We start from the raw sequence: 17,686 nt of genomic DNA, 5'->3' as shown, positions 1-17,686 counted from the left end.
GTTGAATTGATAGCTTAAGAACCTGCTTTAGCTGTGATTGTGCGATGTTTAATTTATTGAGTTAAAGGGCTTGCTAGAATGCTTATTATCCGGTGAATTTATCATTTTTAAGTTATTTTTAAAGGAGTATGTGCTTATCAAAATTTTAGGCTGGTTTTCAATAGTTATTGCAATTCTTGCTTTGGCACCAAGTTTTGTACCAGGGGCAATGTCATTATTAGCTTTTTACCTATCTCTGGTGATGTTAGTTACCTCAATAGCAACAATTAAGCGCACTGGTGATTTCTACTTCAAAACGACCGCCATAGTAGTGTGTGTTGGAATGTTAATTATTAATGATTACATTCGTTTATTCGGTTCGTTTTCACACGCTACGTGGGGGGAGAAGCTTGGTATGTATGCTTTTTATATGGTCATTTATATTATTGGTTTTCTTAAAGTTAAAAGATGCTCGAAGCCAATAAAATAGGAACAAATTCAGAATTTGCATTGATGTTAAGTTGACCTTGCAGGTTAAGCTTTAGCTTAAAAACTTTCGGGATAAATCCCGACCTATAGCACAGCATAGCCTGTAGATGCTGGCTCGTTATATTTCATAGAGGGTATAAGATGAACTTCCCAGAGTTAGAAACATCTCGTTTAATGCTTACTCAGCTGTCAGGGGATGATAGTCAGGGTTTATTAGATATTTTTTCAGATAAAAGCGTCACTAAGTTCTACGATATAGACACTTATGATTCACTAGGGCAATCCTTAAAATTAATTGAATTCTTCAACAATCGCTTTATTGAAGGTGTGGGTATTCGTTGGGGCATTCGCAGAAAAGATACCGGAAAGTTAATTGGTACTTGCGGCTTTAATTCATGGAACCAAAAGATGAAAAATGCGGGGATAGGCTACGAGTTATCTTCCAAGCATTGGGGTTATGGCTATGCTACGCAAGCCTTGCACAAGATTATTGATTCGGCCTTTTCTGATCAGCTACCATTTGGTGAACTTTATAGGGTTCAAGCCGAGACTATGCTTGGTAATGGTGCGTCAGAATCTGTATTAAAAAAGCTTGGCTTTAAAGAGGAAGGTATCCGTAGGGCAAGTGGCTACTGGAAGAATGAATATCATGACTTAAAATGCTATGGATTATTGAAGCCTGAGTTTAGGGTCAGTTGACCTTTACGGATTAAAATTCGTTCAACCGCGGCGCGAGGTTTGTAACCTAGTGGGCTAAGTAAAAACCGAGCAACAAAGAGTTAATTGTCCCTGGAAAGAACCCAGAGGGCAGCGCATGTTTGGCATTTATGCTGCGTTATCGCCTATTTATGGGGAATAACCACACGACATAGGCTCTGCCTTGCCTAAAAACCAAACATACAGCTGCAAAATCAATCACGAAAGGTCAACACGCCCAAGGGCGCGTTGACCTTTGTGGATTGAAATTTTTTCAACCTAGGGGCGATTTAATCGCGGCGCGAGGTTTGTAACCTAGCGGGCTAAGTAAAAACCGAGCAACAAAGAGTCAATCGCCCCTAGGAAGAACCCTTTGGGCAGCGCATGTTTGGCATTTATACTGCGTTATCGCCTATTTATGGGGAACAACCACACGACATAGGCGCTGCCTTGCCTAAATACCAAACATACTGCTGCAAAATCAATCACGAAAGGTCAACACGCCCTAGAGCAATCTTTAAAATTAATTGAATTCTTCAACAATCGCTTTATTGAAGGTGTGGGTATTCGTTGGGGCATTCGCAGAAAAGATACCGGAAAGTTAATTGGTACTTGCGGCTTTAATTCATGGAACCAAAAGATGAAAAATGCGGGGATAGGCTACGAGTTATCTTCCAAGCATTGGGGTTATGGCTATGCTACGCAAGCCTTGCACAAGATTATTTATTCGGCCTTTTCTGATCAGCTACCATTTGGTGAACTTTATAGGGTTCAAGCCGAGACTATACCCAAACCACCTCAAGATGCGAGTTTCAGTTGGAATTAAAAGCGATTTAGACAAGGCATTGATTGCAAGTAATAGTGGTTCTATTGTTAAAATCAATAACGCAGAATAAATCACTTTTAAACCAACCCTTTGGGCGTTTCACAGGGACTTACTCTCTGCGTTGTTACTTCTTAAAAGGGATGGCCATTCTTACAAAATAACGCCTTGATATTAAGCCCCTGTGAAACGCTGAATTCTGTATCTTGAGGTGGTTTGGGTATTTGTTTGGTAATGGTGCGTCAGAATCTGTATTAAAAAAGCTTGGCTTTAAAGAGGAAGGTATCCGTAGGGCAAGTGGCTACTGGAAAAATGAATATCATGACTTAAAATGCTATGAATTATTGAAGCCTGAGTTTAGGGTCTGTTGACCTTTGCGGATTAAAATTCGTTCAACCGCGGGGCGATTTAATCGCAGCGCGAGACAGTATCAAACAGGCTGCTGCAAATTCAACCTTGAAAGGTCAGCATACCCTAATAAAGGTAGCCAAAATAGAGTGAATTTATCATTTAAACATTCATTGGAATAAATCCCGACTTACAGATAGTCCATGCATTTTGATAGTCTTGCAAATTATTTTCTGGGCGTCCTTTTTCTAAATATATTAGGTTGCCAACCCCAATGCAGAGCACCTAGCCTTAAAAACACGGTGATGAATAATGAGCCCACAATACACCATATATAAGATACATTGAGTAAAAAGAATCCGGCGTAGGTCAAACCACCACAAAAACAGGCGGTTGAGTAAAGCTCATCGCGCATAACCAAGGGGACTTCTCGGCAAATAACATCACGCATTAAGCCGCCAAATATGCCAGTGGTCATACCCATAGTAATGGCGACTAACATGGTTGTGCCTTCAAGAAGAGATTTTTCAATACCGACAATGTTGAATATAGCCATGCCGATTGCGTCGACGAGGAGCATATAATAATTCGATACGTCAGGTAAGTGGCGAATAAATATAACAGCAATAAAAATTGCACCATATGTAGCGTATAAATAATCTGGTTGCGTTATCCAAAAAACGGGTTGGTTTAATAGCACATCACGAAGTGTACCACCGCCAAGTGCGGTAACGGAACCAACCACAACCACCCCAAAGCCACCAATGTTTTTTTCATGACCCATTAATGTCCCAGAGATTGCGAAAAAGGCGACCCCAATTAAACTTAAAAAATGAAAGTAGTCTGATGTCACTATGTGTCTCTTTTTCATTTATTAATAGTGCGAGATACTAACGCAGTAAAAATTTATTCTTCCTGAATATGCGTAACGTCATGCGTTTTTGCAAAAAAATCCACAACCAAGTTCGTCATTGCATTTACCCCTAATTGCAGGGCTTTTTCGTCGGCATAAAATTGTGGTGAATGGTTACTCGCTGCGCTTTTTGCATTTTTACCTTGTGGCGTTACACCTAAAAAGAAAAACAATCCAGGGGTCTCTAAGGCGTAATAACTAAAATCTTCGGCTCCTGTAATTAAATCCGTTGTAATAATATTGTCTGCACCAGCTACTTTTTCAAGTGTTGGGGTCATTAGTTGGGTAAGTTGAACATCATTAACTGTAACCGGATAGCCGTGGTTAATATGCACATCAGCTTTAGCGCCTGCTGATTCAGCAACAAGCTCAGCGGTTTTCACTAAACGTTTTTTAATATCGGCTCGCATCGTTTGGTCAAAAGTACGTATAGTACCAATGAGTTCAACACTATCAGGAATGATGTTTGAACGGACGCCACCGTTAATTGCACCAAACGAGATCACCGACGGCGCTTTTGTAACATCCACTTGGCGAGATGAAATAGTTTGGGTGGCCATAATGATTTGTGATGACGTTACAATCGGATCTACCCCATTCCAAGGACGAGAACCATGAGTTTGGCGACCTTGTACGTTAATTGTGAATGAATCTTCACTGGCCATAAGGGGGCCTTCACGAAAGCCAATTTTACCTGTGTTAAGTGAACTGGTTACATGCAAGCCAAAGACAGCAGCTGGTTTTAGCTTAAATAAACCTTCTTTCAACATCAGCTCTGCGCCACCTTCTTCACCTTCAGGAGCGCCTTCTTCAGCTGGCTGAAATATAAAAAGTACATCACCGGCTAACGCATCTTGAATTTTAACGAGTGATTCGGCTACGGCCATTAAAATGGCGACATGGTTATCATGACCACAGGCGTGCATTACACCCACTTTATTACCACGGTAAGTTGAGGTTTGAGTAGATGCAAAGGGTAAGTCTACCAATTCAGTGACTGGTAGGGCATCCATATCAGCGCGCAATGCGACTAAAGGACCTTTTTTGCCACCTTTTAATTTGGCGACGACACCGGTGTGAGCAACGCCTGTTTGTACTTCAAGACCGAGTGATTTTAAGTGCTTAGTTATGTATTTTGCGGTTTCAAATTCCCGATTACTAAGCTCTGGGTATTGATGTAAATGACGGCGCCAAGTGATGACTTTTTCGCTAACACTGTGGTTGGCTTTTTTTAGTTTTTTGTTTATACCATCATTAAGATCGGCAGCCAAACATGGCGAGGATAAAGCACATAGCAATAAACTGCTGTAAATAATTTTGTGTAACATGACAATCCCTTTTATTATTTGTTGATTAACACCAATGTAGAGCAAAGTACAATGAATGAACAGGATCGTGCGATAATCAATCAAGGGGGCTGGTTTAGTAGTCGATCAAATGAATTGCAACTCGCTTTATTATCGTCAGCAAAAATAATTGAATTAAATGCAGCTGATGCGCTTTTTCACCGAGGTGAGGCTAATAGTGGCTTATATGCGGTACTTGCCGGAGTTATGCGAGTTAGTGGCGTTAATGGTGAAGGTAAGGAGGCGGTGCTTAGTTTTATCGATCCTGCTATTTGGTTTGGTGAAGTTGCTCTATTTGATGGCGGACTACGTACGCATGATGTATATGCACAAACACAGGTTAGATTGCTGCATATACCACATCGCGCACTGATCCAATTGTTAGCACTAAACCCGATTTACTGGCATGATTTTGGTATATTGCTATCACAAAAAATACGGCTATTGTTTAGTTCACTCGAAGATCATGCGCTATTAACTGCACAGCAAAAAGTATGTAAACGTCTTGCTATGATGGCCGTAGCAGTGCCTTTAAGCAGCAATAAAGCAACGATTATGTTATCGCAGCAACAACTAGCAGATATGACCTATCTAACACGTCAAACAATTAATCAAATACTACAAATATTAAGCGAAAAAAAGCTTATTTCTTTGCACTATCAGCGTATTGAAATTCTTAATAAGAAAGAGTTGGCTTTACTCGCGCATTAAACCCTTTAAGTCTGTTGGCGTTAAACTTGCTTCGTAAATGCATACACTCAATGGATTTGAAATAATGACCTCACTTACTTTTAATAATCAGTACCGCACAGAGCCATATAGTGCACCCGTTCAAGTAAAAACTATTGCCCATCCTAAAGCGGCAACGGCTTTGCCTGAGGTGGCAAATACTAGCCAACCTGATGCGGCTAGCCGGCTTAAAAATCCATCCTATGAAAAAAAATTTTTAGATGAAGCAAAAGAGACCCTTATTTATCAACGTTTAGGGGTCGATAAAGAAAAAATTGATGAGCTCAAAGCGGCCATTGAAAAATTGGCTGAGCAAATTCAAGAGCAAGGCGGTGATAGCAAAGATTTAGCTAAAAAAATGGAAGCGCTTCAAACGATGCTTGAACAAGAGTACCAAAAGGGCCGTGAGCTACAATCTAAGACACCGGATCACGATAAAGGGAAAATTATAAGCGCATTTGTGTAAAAGGAATTTTAAAATGTCGGGTAGCAGACATTGTTGCGTCATGTAAGGTGCTAAAGTTATGAGTAAGGCATTTTTATAGAGCAGCAGAATGAAAACACTTCAACAGCAATTAGGCAACTACGGCTTGTATCATCGTTCAAGACGAAATGTAATTACACATTTTTTTGGGATCCCATTAATTATTTTTGCGGTACTGTGCTTATTAGCGCGTATTCAGCTACCTTTTGCTGAGTATGTTATTAGTGGTGCCGATATTTTTGTATTGGCTAGTGTGATTTATTACTTAACGCTGAGTATGTCATTGGGTTTGATAATGGCGGCTATTCTAATACTAATGACTATTGCAGCAGTGCCCGTTGCGAGCCTCAGTTTAAATAGTTGGCTGATTATGAGTATCGGTACTTTTGTATTTGGCTGGGTACTACAGTTTATTGGCCATTATTATGAAGGCAAAAAACCGGCTTTTGTTGATGATTTAATTGGATTGATAATCGGACCGTTATTTGTGTTAGTTGAAGCACTTTTTCTACTTGGATTATACCAAGAGCTAGAGCAGCAGATCAGCGATATAGCGGGTCCTACAAAACCTTAATAATCAAAACCATAATAATTAAAATCATAGGTAGAATATGAACTTTCATAATAAGACTGTGTGGATCACCGGTGCATCATCAGGAATTGGTAAAGAATTAGCAATACAATTTTCACACTTAGGCGCTAATATAATTTTATCAGCAAGAAGTACCGATAAGCTCAAGCAACTTTGTGATCAATTACCGCCAGGGCAGCATAAAGTGATCCCACTTGATTTATCACAGCCTGAGCAGGTACTTGAATATGTAACAACTAACATGGCTGATATTGGTAAAGTTGACATTTTAATTAATAATAGTGGTGTATCGCAGCGTAGTTTATTTTTAGAAAATGACTTTGCCGTGTATCGCCAACTTATGGAAGTTAATTACTTTGGTTTAATTGCGCTTACAAAAGCGGTGTTACCAAGTATGGTTGTTCAAGGTAGCGGCTCTGTAGTGTCGATAAGTAGTGTGGCGGGTAAAGTAGGCTCTAAATTTAGAACGGGTTACTCAGGCTCTAAATACGCAGTTGTTGGGTTTATGGATTGCCTGCGAGCAGAAGTTGCCGATAAAAATATTCATTGCTTGACGATTTGCCCTGGCTCGATAAAAACCGCGATTGCTCATAACTCACTTAATGAGTATGGAGTTGCACAAAATAAAGCAGAAGAGTCAATTGAAAATGGCATGGCTGTAACCGCTGCGGTAAAGCAGATGATTAGTGCCATAGCCAAACGTAAAGATGAAGTCGTTGTTGGAGAGGGGATAAGTGGCTGGGCTCCAACCATTAAGCGTTTCTTTCCAGGCTTTTTTAACCGTATGACAGCGAAAAAGAACTACCGATAAAAGACGAGTAAACACATTGTTTACTCGTATAACCTATATTCTTATAGGTATAAATTAATTAATTCAGTTGTCCAAAGGGTCTCTTTGCTATTTTTCTTATTAAGACCAGCTTGAGCTTCAGCTAAAAAAGAGCGACTTTGATCTGTATTTAAATCGCCAATTGCTTTTAATGCCATAGCACGGTCAGACCAAGTTTTACTGTTTTCATAGAGGTCTTTTAGTAATTGAAAATGTGCAACTGATTGCATGTTACCTAGTGATGAGATAGCAGCTAAACGTATATATTCACCATCATGTTTAGTTAGTTCAACAAGATAATCAATAGCGGTTGGGTTATTTGAGAAGCCTAATTGATAAACATCAAGGTAAGTAATATCTTTATCTAAGTTAGCTTTAATTTTACTAATAAGAGTTTGTACATCAGCATTCGATAGTTGTTGCTTGTATAGTGCTCGGTTAATTTTAGCCGATAGCTCCTTGACTAAAACATCCATAGGCTGATTTAAAGTAGGCTCAATAATCTCGTCAAAGCTCCACACTGGCACTTTACCGCGTTTTACATACACAGCAACACGCTGGGTATTTTCAGGTGTAATAATATCTGCACTGAGCATAGTAAAAGTAATAAAAGGCGTATACGTATTGGTTCTATGATTGCGCATATTTAATTTATTGATACGGATTTCAGTGTCGCTTGTATCTAATACACTTGCAGGTAACCCACGGGCCTGTAGCTCAAGAAGCACATTTTTTTGTAAAAACTCAACGGGAGCAAGAGGTTGGTTGTCGAGGATTAAATCAGCTTTTAGCACACCGTGATTAAATGGTGTTGTGCTTGTGTCTCTTTTATCTGAGAAATTAAGGTTATGTGTAGTTACATTATCAACTTGATACTGATTGGTTGATGTTACAGGTGCAGTAATTTTATAACTGCTTGGAGCACAGCCTTGAATAGCGGCGAAAGTAGTGGCTAGAAGTGTTGTTTTAATTAGATTTTTCATACATATTCCATTTTATAGTTATGATGTTCCCGCTTGGGGAGCAGTATTATTAATTTAAACGGAATAAAATGCAATCTGTGATTTAGCGAATAGAAATGAGGCCGTAACAGTGCTCCACTAAAATTTTTAGTAAGAATTCGAATTAATAGCGCGATACGATATTAATTTGACACTAAATAGCAAAGGAAATTGATCGTTTCTACTTGCGCCGATAATTATATAGAATTAAAGTGTCATCATGTTGTAAAAGAGAATTAAATGTTATGGAACAAAAACAAGTAAAAGACTTAACGCCAGAAGAACAAGCACAGCAAGAGAATATTCAGTGGCAGCGAACGTGTTTTCAAAATGCACAAAAGCATTTAGCTGAAAAAGGCGTAATGCCAAAAAGTTTGTTTGAGAAAGAAAGCCGCTTTATTGCGCCATTGTGTGCATTGTGGAAATTTAAGGCTCAAGATGGTAAAAATTATTGGGTGATCACGGGTCGCTTACCTACAGATCATGCGTTGGCATCGGCTGCAGAAAATGCACGCGACGCTTTAAGATATTTTTCGTTTCAATGGCAGTTAAAAGCGGACCAGCTTTTAGAAACAGCAGGAAATGATAAAACGTCCGTCGACTTTGCTAATTTGTTAGTAAACCGTGCGCATGGACTCTATGAAATGTACGAAAAAGAAGAGCTGTGGGTTAACGAGCCAAAATAGTAAAATATAAACCCAATATTCCCTAGAAGCATACGAGTTATTTTAAGCTAGTGGCAATAAAATAACTCGTATTAATTAATGTACTAAAGTAAATGGCTTAGTATCAAATAGATTTATAGGGCACTGCATTCGCTGCCTAGGTATTCCTGCTTCCATAAAAACATGGCCTTGTTGTTCAAAGCCATTACGTTTAAAACGTTCTACTTCATTTAAAATACAATTAATGCTTACTCGTTCGCAGCCTTGCTGCTGTGCGAGATTGACAATATAGGTAAGTAAAGATTTATATACTGAACGATTACGATGCTCTGGTAACACGGCTATACGGCCAATTAAGCCGTCTTTGCATAATCGCCCTGTTGCGACGGGTGTTTGCGCATCATCTGTAACAAGTATGTGATAAGCAGACCGGTCGAGACTATCAAACTCGATGTGTTTGGGTATATGTAATTCACATACAAATACCCGTTCTCTTATATGTTGTAATAAGTCCTTGCCTTTATCCCATTCTACCTTGTTGATATGATAGCTCATAGAAACCTACTCCTAACAAAACCAAATACCCTCATTTAATAGTGTAGTAAAGGTTTGTATAAAAACTAAACTATTTTTTGAACTATTCAGTTGCACTGCTGTCACCATGGTGTGATCAGTGAGTAGTTTAACTGCTGTTAAATCATTTAATGGAAGCGAGTAATTTTCACCGTTGACGCTGAGAAGTATTTCATTATCAAAAACTTGATATAACGCGCGGGTGCCGCCTAAGCGTTCAAAAAACAGTTCATTATCTTCTAATAGTGCAGTTACTTGTTCGCTATTAAATAAATCTTCTGGTGGCATTAAATCCATCTCGTGCTTAGGTTGACTCAGTGTTGTACCTAGCCAAGAAGTAAATAAATCGTCATCATCAAGCATTGCTTGCATTAATAACTTAATGTTATCGGCTTCTGTTGCTTGGATCTCACCTTTAGAATCGCGCAGTTTTATTGCGGGGTCTTGATAACGACTATTTCCAGCTTCTTTATCAATAATATGATCGGCAAAGTTTGATAATAAATCACGCTGATTTGGTGCGCGAAAACCGATTGAATAGTTTAGGGCATTTTCTACTGCGTAACCCTCATGTGGGCACCCTGGTGGAATGTATAAAATGTCGCCGGGCTCGAGAATACAATCAATAATCGCAGGAAATTGTTCAACTTGTAATAAACTTTTATTTTGTGCAAATTGTTTTAGGTTACTATCTGGCATACCCACTCGCCAGTGACGCTTGCCTTCACCTTGAATAATAAATACGTCGTACTGATCTAAATGTGGGCCTACACCACCATTAGGCGTTGAAAAACTGATCATCAAATCATCTATTCGCCAATTTGGAATAAATCGAAACGGTTCGAGTAGTTGTGAAGCTGTTGGGTGCCAGTGGTCAACTGCTTGTACTAATAGGGTCGAGTTTTGCTCTGTAAGTAATTCAAAATCTTCAAATGGACCGTGGTGTGCTTGCCAATCATTATTATGATTTGTGATTATCCGCGATTCAATACTCTCTTCCATAGCAAGGCCAGCAAGTTCGTTGGCATCAAGTGGATCAACAAAGTCTGCAAAACCTTGTTTGATCAAGAGCGGTTTTTTTTGCCAATATTGAGTTAGAAATTGTTGCTCAGTTAAGCCATTTATAGTTAGTTGATACATGCTGCGCCCGTTAAAAATGAAAAAAGCGAAAGGCTAGGGCCTTTCGCTTAGTAGTCTATACCCAAACCACCTCAAGATGCGAATTCTGCATCGAGAGGTTGGGTACATTAAAATTAGTTGTTGCAGAAAGCTTAAACTAGGTTGTCGATAAACTCGACAGCACGGCCAATGTAGTTAGCTGGCGTTAGCTTTTTCATTTCTACTTTAGCTTCATCTGGTAAGTCTAAACCATCGATAAAATCAGCCATGATTTCTTGATTTACACGTTTACCACGGGTTAAATCTTTTAGCTTTTCATATGGTTTTTCAATGCCGTACTTACGCATTACTGTTTGAATTGGTTCTGCTAGCAATTCCCAGTTTTGGTCTAGTTCGTCAAGTAAACGTTGTTCGTTTACTTCTAACTTGCTGACACCTTTAAGCGTTGATTGGTATGCAATTAGTGCATAACCCATACCTACGCCTAAATTACGTAGTACTGTAGAGTCAGTAAGATCACGCTGCCAGCGAGAAACAGGTAGCTTTTGTGCAAGGTGTGAGAAAATAGCATTAGCTAAACCTAAGTTACCTTCTGAGTTTTCAAAATCAATTGGGTTAACTTTATGCGGCATGGTTGATGAACCAATTTCACCGGCAATGGTTTTTTGCTTGAAGTGGTTAAGGGCAATGTAGCCCCATGCATCACGATCGAAGTCTAATAAAATTGTGTTAAAGCGTGCAATAGCATCAAACAGCTCAGCAATGTAGTCATGCGGTTCAATTTGCGTAGTAAACGGGTTGAATGTTAAACCAAGGCTCGTTACAAATTGCTCTGCGTGATTGTGCCAATCGTAATCAGGGTAAGCACTTAGGTGAGCGTTGTAGTTACCTACTGCGCCATTGATTTTACCTAGCATTTCAACTTGTGCAATTTGATCACGTTGACGCTTTAAGCGCATATAAACGTTTGCAAACTCTTTACCCATAGTTGAAGGTGTAGCTGGTTGACCGTGAGTACGAGTCATCATTGGTACAGCTTTATACTCAATCGCTTTTTCTTTAATTGCGTTAAGTAACTTATCGCAATAAGGAAGTAATACTTCGTTACGCGCTTCAGTTAGCATTAAACCATGAGATAGGTTATTGATGTCTTCTGATGTACATGCAAAATGAATAAATTCATTAATGGCATGTAGCTCTGCGTTGTCAGCTACTTTTTCTTTTAATAAGTATTCAACTGCTTTAACATCGTGGTTTGTGGTACTTTCGATGTCTTTTACACGCTGTGCGTCTGCTTCACTGAAGTTATCAACAATCGCGTTAAGTAAAGCATTTGCTTCGTCGCTAAATGCCGGTACTTCTTTGATTTCGCTTGCTGCAGCAAGGGCTTGTAACCAACGAACTTCTACTGTTACACGGTACTTGATCAAGCCAAATTCGCTGAAAATACTGCGTAGTTCAGTGGTTTTGCTGCCGTAGCGACCATCCACCGGAGAGATAGCTGTTAACGCTGAAAGCTCCATAATAACTCCTAAATTTTAGTTTTGAACGATAATTAAATATGGTTTTTAGCAATGGCGATAATGCTTTTTTTCGAAAAGAAAAAATGACGGCGTTTTCCGCCCATTTGTCGCCATAATACAGCACTGCGAATACCTGCTAATAATAAGGCACGTATTTTGTGTTGTATTAATTGCTGTTTTAGTAAGTCAGGTTTGCCATAAACCTGTATTCGGTGCCCTAGGGGGCTAAGCACCTTTGAATAAATATCTGCAAGGGCAGCAACAACAGTGTCATCAGTTACTGAAAAATGATCAAGACGGCGCTTGATATCATCTATGCTTTTCCCAAGCTCTGCTAAGCTACTTGGTTTTGCGCTTAAAGCACGCTCTAATTGCATTAAACCGCCAACGTATTTGACGATTTCAACATCTTTTTTTTCACCCGCACTGAGCTGGTCAAGTAAACTTTTATAGCCATCTCTTAAATTTTCAGTGCCTTGGTATACATCACTGGGTGAATCAGGCGACGTTTGCACAATACTTGTAAATAGCTTTTCTAATTCATAATCGTTGCTACTACCGAACTGCGCTATTTTTTGAACTTGTTTAGCAACTTGGCACATGGCTGCTAATGCCATGACTTGGTGTTCATTCATTATTTGATCACCGAGTCTATAATACCGCCGCCTAAACAAATCTCGTTGGCATAAAATACGGCTGATTGACCTGGCGTTACCGCTTTTTGTGGCTCATCAAATAATACGCGAGCTAGGCCATCATCACCAACTAATAGCGTACAGCTTAAGTCTTCTTGGCGGTAGCGAGTTTTTACCGTACAACGAGTCGTGCCTTTTGGCCCAATACGATCAACCCAATGTAGCTGGTTGGCATTTAAACCATTGCTGTATAGACGAGGGTGGTCTTTACCTTGGCCAACAATGAGTACATTACGCTCTAGATCTTTATCAACCACATACCATGGTTCGCCTGAGCCTTCTTTCATTCCGCCAATGAGCAAACCTTTGCGTTGTCCTAATGTGTGATACATCAAGCCTTCGTGTTCACCTACATTGTTACCGTCAGTGTCTTCGATAACACCTGGTTGTGCAGGTAAAAATTTTTGTAAGAAATCTTTAAACTTACGTTCGCCAATAAAGCAAATACCGGTGCTGTCTTTTTTATCGTGGGTAATTAAATCTTGTTCTTCAGCAATACGGCGCACTTCTGGTTTGGCAATATCACCCACAGGGAAAAGCGTTTGCGCAATATGCTCATGACTTAATGTGTATAAGAAATAGCTTTGATCTTTGTTATCATCGAGGCCACGACACATTACATATTTATCATCGCGTAATTCACGACGGACATAATGACCTGTTGCAATAAAGTCAGCACCGAGGGCGGTTGCTGCAAATTCTAAAAAGGCTTTGAATTTGATTTCTTTATTACACATGATATCAGGATTCGGTGTACGGCCTGCTTTATACTCAGCAAGGAAATACTCAAATACGTTATCCCAATACTCTGCAGCAAAATTAACGGTGTGCAATTCAATGCCCAATTTATCACAGACCGCTTGTGCGTCTTTTAAATCGTCTGCGGCGGCGCAATATTCATCATTATCGTCTTCTTCCCAGTTCTTCATAAACAGGCCTTCAACTTGATAGCCTTGTTGTTTTAATAAATAAGCTGATACAGAAGAATCAACACCGCCGGACATGCCAACGATGACTTTAATGTGACTATTTTCGCTCATGGGTAATTTCGCTTATACAGGTTGCTGTCATTTAAACTACTAGCGCATATGTGCATTACAGAGATAAAGAATAGAGGCTCTGATTAACCACACAGACTATGAAAGGCCGCGATTATAGCATGTAAATAGACAGCCAAGCCACCCAAAAAATGAGTTTTGTCTAGCGATTACTGAGGAATAGGGGTTGCTCTGACAATCGCGCAGTACCCATATTTAACTTGTTACAGAAAGAGTTATATAAAGGAAGGTGGTTTGTAATGTACTTTACAAGTTAATAGTAAATAATTAGGCTGGATTGCTTTACTGGGTCTAAAGTTGTTATTAGAATAAAGTAATCCGGATGTATTATTTTAATTAGATACTATTTTAATAAAATACTAGACCTTAGTGATAATATCAGGGTAACGTATTTTATACTGTAAAATGCAATAATTGAGTGATTAACTCAAAATCGTTATTTATTTCTTCACGCTGAATGTGTTTTTTTAAATTATTCAGGTGTCATTTTAGTTTTATTTGTTCGTAACGAACGATAAAGTATTGGGCAATACATATGGATTATGTCTTATATACTCATTCATTAATCTCATTGATAGACCGTTTTGCAGTCTTTGCAAACGATGAAATTGATCACATGGTCAAAAATACGAATAGCGATCTCAGAACTGAGGCGTTTACACTATTTGAAGCATTATATAATCAATCAACTCAAAACGGCTCTTTACTTGAAGAGCTACCTGTGTTTTTTATTTCATTAGACAATAAATTCACTGCCCAACAAACACGAAATAAAGCTTTGAGTGCGGCACTTGCAAACTGGTGGTTAGAATGGTCTTTTGTTTACTCAATGCAAGCAAAGGTTATTACAAACAGCCCTGTAACGGTACAAAATATCACACATTTAACGCAAGGGAATACCCAACCTATGCGTCAGCATGAGTTAAGTCATTATGCTAATTTATTTACCCAAGTGCCAATACCCTTGTGTAATGTCAGCACTGTCACGGGTGATATTATTAGGTTAAATCAAAGGTTTGTGGACGTATTTGGATATACAATTAAAGACATACCAAATATGGATACTTGGTGGTTAAAGGCCTACCCAGATCCAGCTTACCGATCGTGGGTTTTACAAACATGGAACACTGCAGTTGAGTATGCAGTTGAGCATAAAACAGATATAGAGCCACAACATTATCAGGTTACGTGTAAAGATGGTCGCTTGATTACGATGGAAATTTCGGGTATTTATATTGATAATGAGTTTTTAGCTATTTTTAAAGATGCAACACAACGCATGGAAGCTGAAGATATTTTAAGAGACATGGCATTTTTAGATTCGTTGACACAAATAGCGAATAGACGTCGCTTCGATGAAAAATTAATTCAAGAATTCAATTTAAGTATTAAAACAAACAGTCCTTTGTCATTAATTTTAATTGATATTGATAATTTTAAACAATTTAATGATAGTTATGGGCACCTAATTGGTGATGAATGTTTACTTAAAGTAGCCCAATGTATATCTACTGCGGTTAGTCGTCCTGAAGACTTTGTTGCGCGTTTTGGTGGAGAGGAATTTGTAGTTCTTCTGCCACAAACAAGTGCTGCTGGGGCATGTAACGTAGCTCAAAAAATCCAACATGCTATCTCTGAACTAACAATAATATATGATCATTGTTTTACAAATAAAGTGACATTAAGTTTAGGTATTAATACACGGTATAATCAATGTGACCATATTCAACTTTTAGATGGTGCGGATAAAGCATTGTACAAAGCAAAAGAACATGGTCGAGATTGTATTGTAGTAAATCAATAGTGTTAAAAATGAGCTGAAGTAAGCTCGCTTGACTTGCTAGTTTTACAGTAATTTGTAATCACCCGTTCCAATGTTATCGAGGCAGTAATCACCAATACGGTAACGAATCAAACGCAGAGTTGGGTGGCCAATGTGTGCAGTCATACGACGAACCTGACGATTTCTACCTTCGGTTAAGGTGATACTAAGCCAGCTGGTTGGGATGTTTTTACGCTCTCTTACGGCTGGGGTTCTTGGCCATAAATCTGGGGTATCTATTTTCTCAATTTTAGCAGGGAGTGTCATCCCATCTTTTAGTTCGACACCTTGGCACAGTGCGCGTATCGCGTCATTACTTGGTTGGCCTTCGACTTGCACCCAATAAGTCTTACTGGTTTTTTTATTTGGGGCCGTAAGTGTGTTTTGTAGCTTTCCACAATTTGTTAGTAGTAATAAGCCTTCGCTGTCTCTATCTAGTCTCCCTGCAGCGTAAACATCTTTAATTGGAATAAAGCTTGCTAAGGTTTGTCTATTATCGTCATCTGTAAATTGGCAAAGTACATCAAAAGGTTTATTAAATAAAACAACCTTACGCTCGCTTGGATCAATTGCTGGTTTGATTTCACGCTTTGTGGCACTACTACCTTTTTTAGAGATAAGGGTACTGCGGCTATAGCTACGTCCACTGCTGCGTCGGCTTGTTTGTGGTTTATTGTTTTGGCTCATAATTATATGCACCTTGCAGGTTTAGGCAACCCAGCTATTTTTGTCGCTTGTTTGGCAGGTCCTTTTGGGAATAATGTGTATAAGTAAATACTATTTCCTTTGTCTTCTCCGAGCGCTTTAGCCATTGCTTTTACCAGCATTCTGATCGCTGGACTCGTATTGTATTCAAGATAAAAATCACGGACAAAATTTATTACTTCCCAATGTTGCGGTGTCAACTCAATATTTTCTTGTTCTGCAAGCGTTGGGGCAAGCTCTGTGCTCCACTGTTCGTGGTTGAGCAAATAGCCCTGTTTATCTGTTTCAATAAGTTGTTTATTAAATTCGAGCATGGATCACCACGTAATTGATTGTGAAGTTGATAAGGTAAGAGCAACAAAATCTGCATAATTAAGGGCATTATCAGATTCATTTATTGTTAAACCACGGGCAAGAGCATCTTCGGCTAAAAATAATAAATCAGATGAAAATTGGCGGTATAAATATGTTGAATAGCATGCGTCACCAACGAGCAATACGCTGTCATGCTCTTGTATTAAATTAGCTAAACGCTCTGTGGCATAGTAACTGATTGGTTTTGAAAATATATGCAATGTACTCATAAATTGACGACCTGGTGTTGAGTGGCTATTAATTTACTTTGCGCTGCAAAGTCTAATACGTTGACGTTAATGAGTAAGTCACTTTTAGCAAGGTTAAAATCGACCAATGATTTTTCACATACGTAAATGTTTTCAACATCGTAAATTTCGAGTGTTTTTATGCTTTTAAAATAATTTTTGAGCCCGAGGGGATCAGTGTGTTGACCTTTTTTCAATGCAAGTACAGCGGGGCCTGTAAACAGCCAACTAATATTTTGCTCTATAGCTGCAAAAATTAAGGTCATATCAAGGGCATCGCGAATATGCATATCATCAAAAGGACTATGCTGGCTTAGTACAAGTACATTGATCATTTAAATTGCACCCATTTGTCAGCATCACTTGCGAGCATTGCAAACTCGGCTAACCCAGCGATTGAAAATATACCTTTTTTTGTAATATCAAGACCCCGTTTTTCGGCAGCAGTGACACATAACATTAAGTTTATTTTCTTTTCATACAGTGTTTGCCAAAGGGCACTAATAGCTAACTCATCTGATGCAAGGTTTAAATGTTGACTGGCATGGAATACACCTTGCTGGTACAAAAAAATAGCGTCTATTGTATGACCTTGTGCTAAGCATGCATGAGCAAATTTAACCAAACGTTGTGTTGTATCATGATCTGATGGTGCGCAGTGAATAGAAAGTACAAATCGTGCCAAAACTAATCCA

The 17,686-nt window shown here is 39.0% G+C and carries 22 protein-coding genes; 9 read left to right on the top strand and 13 right to left on the bottom strand.

The annotated features are described in order from the left end of the window. Window positions 1-130: 130 nt before the first annotated feature. The 3 genes from HJP15_RS13040 to HJP15_RS13030 all read left to right on the top strand — a co-directional run bounded on the left by HJP15_RS13040 (window position 131) and on the right by HJP15_RS13030 (window position 1,990). Window positions 131-469: a hypothetical protein gene (locus HJP15_RS13040; RefSeq protein WP_054453096.1), complete on the top strand. Its 339-nt coding sequence runs from the start codon at window positions 131-133 to the stop codon at window positions 467-469. A gap of 140 nt (window positions 470-609) precedes the next feature. Beyond that, window positions 610-1,167, top strand: coding sequence for a GNAT family N-acetyltransferase (locus tag HJP15_RS13035; protein WP_064435390.1), 558 nt, complete (start codon window positions 610-612; stop codon window positions 1,165-1,167). A 442-nt stretch (window positions 1,168-1,609) separates the two neighbouring features. Further along, on the top strand, window positions 1,610-1,990 hold the full coding sequence (locus HJP15_RS13030; protein WP_170173956.1) for a GNAT family N-acetyltransferase: 381 nt from the start codon (window positions 1,610-1,612) through the stop codon (window positions 1,988-1,990). 571 nt (window positions 1,991-2,561) lie between these two features. On the opposite strand, the gene HJP15_RS13025 is transcribed toward HJP15_RS13030, so the two are convergent. Both HJP15_RS13025 and HJP15_RS13020 read right to left on the bottom strand, forming a co-directional pair. Further along, window positions 2,562-3,188 carry a trimeric intracellular cation channel family protein gene (locus tag HJP15_RS13025; protein ID WP_054204766.1) on the bottom strand — a complete coding sequence of 209 codons (627 nt, stop codon included), beginning with the start codon at window positions 3,186-3,188 and terminating at the stop codon, window positions 2,562-2,564. Window positions 3,189-3,241: 53 nt separating this feature from the next. After that, on the bottom strand, window positions 3,242-4,576 hold the full coding sequence (locus HJP15_RS13020; protein WP_169327415.1) for an amidohydrolase: 1,335 nt from the start codon (window positions 4,574-4,576) through the stop codon (window positions 3,242-3,244). 51 nt (window positions 4,577-4,627) lie between these two features. Here HJP15_RS13020 and HJP15_RS13015 point away from each other — a divergent pair, with 51 nt between their 5' ends. The 4 genes from HJP15_RS13015 (at window position 4,628) to HJP15_RS13000 (ending at window position 7,210) form a co-directional block, all read left to right on the top strand. Beyond that, window positions 4,628-5,305 carry a Crp/Fnr family transcriptional regulator gene (locus tag HJP15_RS13015; RefSeq protein ID WP_054204764.1) on the top strand — a complete coding sequence of 226 codons (678 nt, stop codon included), beginning with the start codon at window positions 4,628-4,630 and terminating at the stop codon, window positions 5,303-5,305. A 64-nt stretch (window positions 5,306-5,369) separates the two neighbouring features. Further along, a complete protein-coding gene (locus HJP15_RS13010) occupies window positions 5,370-5,789 on the top strand; it encodes a hypothetical protein (RefSeq protein WP_170173945.1) in 420 nt (139 codons plus the stop codon). An 88-nt stretch (window positions 5,790-5,877) separates the two neighbouring features. After that, on the top strand, window positions 5,878-6,381 hold the full coding sequence (locus HJP15_RS13005) for an Mpo1 family 2-hydroxy fatty acid dioxygenase (RefSeq protein ID WP_054453085.1): 504 nt from the start codon (window positions 5,878-5,880) through the stop codon (window positions 6,379-6,381). A 37-nt stretch (window positions 6,382-6,418) separates the two neighbouring features. Continuing rightward, on the top strand, window positions 6,419-7,210 hold the full coding sequence (locus tag HJP15_RS13000; protein ID WP_170173944.1) for an SDR family oxidoreductase: 792 nt from the start codon (window positions 6,419-6,421) through the stop codon (window positions 7,208-7,210). Between the two features lie 41 nt (window positions 7,211-7,251). Here HJP15_RS13000 and HJP15_RS12995 read toward each other — a convergent pair whose 3' ends face one another. Further along, window positions 7,252-8,211 carry a HEAT repeat domain-containing protein gene (locus HJP15_RS12995; RefSeq protein WP_170173943.1) on the bottom strand — a complete coding sequence of 320 codons (960 nt, stop codon included), beginning with the start codon at window positions 8,209-8,211 and terminating at the stop codon, window positions 7,252-7,254. A gap of 263 nt (window positions 8,212-8,474) precedes the next feature. On the opposite strand from HJP15_RS12995, the gene HJP15_RS12990 reads away from it, so the two are divergent. Beyond that, window positions 8,475-8,915, top strand: a complete 441-nt coding sequence (locus tag HJP15_RS12990) for a DUF4826 family protein (RefSeq protein ID WP_054204759.1) — start codon at window positions 8,475-8,477, stop codon at window positions 8,913-8,915. A gap of 75 nt (window positions 8,916-8,990) precedes the next feature. Here HJP15_RS12990 and HJP15_RS12985 read toward each other — a convergent pair whose 3' ends face one another. The 5 genes from HJP15_RS12985 to mnmA form a co-directional block, all read right to left on the bottom strand. Further along, entirely contained in the window at window positions 8,991-9,449 is a 459-nt protein-coding gene (locus HJP15_RS12985; RefSeq protein WP_054204758.1) for a GNAT family N-acetyltransferase, read from the bottom strand. Window positions 9,450-9,461: 12 nt separating this feature from the next. Then, window positions 9,462-10,607, bottom strand: coding sequence for a ribosomal protein uL16 3-hydroxylase (locus tag HJP15_RS12980; RefSeq protein WP_054204757.1), 1,146 nt, complete (start codon window positions 10,605-10,607; stop codon window positions 9,462-9,464). Between the two features lie 131 nt (window positions 10,608-10,738). Further along, window positions 10,739-12,109: an adenylosuccinate lyase gene (gene purB, locus HJP15_RS12975; protein ID WP_054204756.1), complete on the bottom strand. Its 1,371-nt coding sequence runs from the start codon at window positions 12,107-12,109 to the stop codon at window positions 10,739-10,741. 32 nt (window positions 12,110-12,141) lie between these two features. After that, window positions 12,142-12,744 carry a high frequency lysogenization protein HflD gene (hflD, locus tag HJP15_RS12970; RefSeq protein ID WP_054204755.1) on the bottom strand — a complete coding sequence of 201 codons (603 nt, stop codon included), beginning with the start codon at window positions 12,742-12,744 and terminating at the stop codon, window positions 12,142-12,144. Next, window positions 12,744-13,844: a tRNA 2-thiouridine(34) synthase MnmA gene (gene mnmA / locus HJP15_RS12965; protein WP_170173942.1), complete on the bottom strand. Its 1,101-nt coding sequence runs from the start codon at window positions 13,842-13,844 to the stop codon at window positions 12,744-12,746. The genes hflD and mnmA overlap by 1 nt, the downstream gene beginning before the upstream one ends. A 553-nt stretch (window positions 13,845-14,397) precedes the next feature. Here mnmA and HJP15_RS12960 point away from each other — a divergent pair. Next, window positions 14,398-15,666 carry a sensor domain-containing diguanylate cyclase gene (locus HJP15_RS12960; protein ID WP_170173941.1) on the top strand — a complete coding sequence of 423 codons (1,269 nt, stop codon included), beginning with the start codon at window positions 14,398-14,400 and terminating at the stop codon, window positions 15,664-15,666. Between the two features lie 42 nt (window positions 15,667-15,708). Here the strand turns inward: HJP15_RS12960 and HJP15_RS12955 are convergent, their stop codons facing one another. Genes HJP15_RS12955 through tusD form a run of 5 tightly spaced genes read right to left on the bottom strand, consistent with a single transcriptional unit; the run spans window position 15,709 to window position 17,676 of the window. Continuing rightward, window positions 15,709-16,371: a pseudouridine synthase gene (locus HJP15_RS12955; RefSeq protein WP_054204752.1), complete on the bottom strand. Its 663-nt coding sequence runs from the start codon at window positions 16,369-16,371 to the stop codon at window positions 15,709-15,711. A 2-nt stretch (window positions 16,372-16,373) separates the two neighbouring features. Continuing rightward, entirely contained in the window at window positions 16,374-16,703 is a 330-nt protein-coding gene (locus HJP15_RS12950; RefSeq protein WP_054204751.1) for a TusE/DsrC/DsvC family sulfur relay protein, read from the bottom strand. A gap of 3 nt (window positions 16,704-16,706) precedes the next feature. Continuing rightward, window positions 16,707-16,973: a DsrH/TusB family sulfur relay protein gene (locus HJP15_RS12945; protein WP_054204750.1), complete on the bottom strand. Its 267-nt coding sequence runs from the start codon at window positions 16,971-16,973 to the stop codon at window positions 16,707-16,709. Then, the gene (gene tusC, locus HJP15_RS12940; protein ID WP_054204749.1) at window positions 16,970-17,326 is read right to left on the bottom strand and encodes a sulfurtransferase complex subunit TusC; all 357 of its coding nucleotides are present in this window, start codon (window positions 17,324-17,326) and stop codon (window positions 16,970-16,972) included. The genes HJP15_RS12945 and tusC overlap by 4 nt, the downstream gene beginning before the upstream one ends. Continuing rightward, window positions 17,323-17,676: a sulfurtransferase complex subunit TusD gene (tusD, locus tag HJP15_RS12935; protein WP_054204748.1), complete on the bottom strand. Its 354-nt coding sequence runs from the start codon at window positions 17,674-17,676 to the stop codon at window positions 17,323-17,325. Before tusD ends, tusC begins: the two co-directional genes overlap by 4 nt. Window positions 17,677-17,686: the final 10 nt, after the last annotated feature.

The sequence above is a fragment of the Pseudoalteromonas sp. NEC-BIFX-2020_002 genome, from assembly GCF_013002825.1.
Lineage (GTDB): Bacteria > Pseudomonadota > Gammaproteobacteria > Enterobacterales > Alteromonadaceae > Pseudoalteromonas > Pseudoalteromonas neustonica.
This window is presented reverse-complemented; position numbering and strand designations above follow the sequence as displayed.

What these genes read in the sequence shown, in the direction of transcription:
- purB (WP_054204756.1), bottom strand. Translation starts at nt 12,109, where the DNA reads ATGGAGCTTTCAGCGTTAACAGCTATCTCTCCGGTGGATGGTCGCTAC.
- HJP15_RS13035 (WP_064435390.1), top strand. Translation starts at nt 610, where the DNA reads ATGAACTTCCCAGAGTTAGAAACATCTCGTTTAATGCTTACTCAGCTG.
- HJP15_RS13020 (WP_169327415.1), bottom strand. Translation starts at nt 4,576, where the DNA reads ATGTTACACAAAATTATTTACAGCAGTTTATTGCTATGTGCTTTATCC.
- HJP15_RS12950 (WP_054204751.1), bottom strand. Translation starts at nt 16,703, where the DNA reads ATGCTCGAATTTAATAAACAACTTATTGAAACAGATAAACAGGGCTAT.
- hflD (WP_054204755.1), bottom strand. Translation starts at nt 12,744, where the DNA reads ATGAATGAACACCAAGTCATGGCATTAGCAGCCATGTGCCAAGTTGCT.
- tusC (WP_054204749.1), bottom strand. Translation starts at nt 17,326, where the DNA reads ATGATCAATGTACTTGTACTAAGCCAGCATAGTCCTTTTGATGATATG.
- HJP15_RS12995 (WP_170173943.1), bottom strand. Translation starts at nt 8,211, where the DNA reads ATGAAAAATCTAATTAAAACAACACTTCTAGCCACTACTTTCGCCGCT.
- HJP15_RS13000 (WP_170173944.1), top strand. Translation starts at nt 6,419, where the DNA reads ATGAACTTTCATAATAAGACTGTGTGGATCACCGGTGCATCATCAGGA.
- HJP15_RS12990 (WP_054204759.1), top strand. Translation starts at nt 8,475, where the DNA reads ATGGAACAAAAACAAGTAAAAGACTTAACGCCAGAAGAACAAGCACAG.
- HJP15_RS13015 (WP_054204764.1), top strand. Translation starts at nt 4,628, where the DNA reads ATGAATGAACAGGATCGTGCGATAATCAATCAAGGGGGCTGGTTTAGT.
- mnmA (WP_170173942.1), bottom strand. Translation starts at nt 13,844, where the DNA reads ATGAGCGAAAATAGTCACATTAAAGTCATCGTTGGCATGTCCGGCGGT.
- HJP15_RS12960 (WP_170173941.1), top strand. Translation starts at nt 14,398, where the DNA reads ATGGATTATGTCTTATATACTCATTCATTAATCTCATTGATAGACCGT.
- HJP15_RS13010 (WP_170173945.1), top strand. Translation starts at nt 5,370, where the DNA reads ATGACCTCACTTACTTTTAATAATCAGTACCGCACAGAGCCATATAGT.
- HJP15_RS12985 (WP_054204758.1), bottom strand. Translation starts at nt 9,449, where the DNA reads ATGAGCTATCATATCAACAAGGTAGAATGGGATAAAGGCAAGGACTTA.
- HJP15_RS13005 (WP_054453085.1), top strand. Translation starts at nt 5,878, where the DNA reads ATGAAAACACTTCAACAGCAATTAGGCAACTACGGCTTGTATCATCGT.
- HJP15_RS12945 (WP_054204750.1), bottom strand. Translation starts at nt 16,973, where the DNA reads ATGAGTACATTGCATATATTTTCAAAACCAATCAGTTACTATGCCACA.
- HJP15_RS12955 (WP_054204752.1), bottom strand. Translation starts at nt 16,371, where the DNA reads ATGAGCCAAAACAATAAACCACAAACAAGCCGACGCAGCAGTGGACGT.
- HJP15_RS12980 (WP_054204757.1), bottom strand. Translation starts at nt 10,607, where the DNA reads ATGTATCAACTAACTATAAATGGCTTAACTGAGCAACAATTTCTAACT.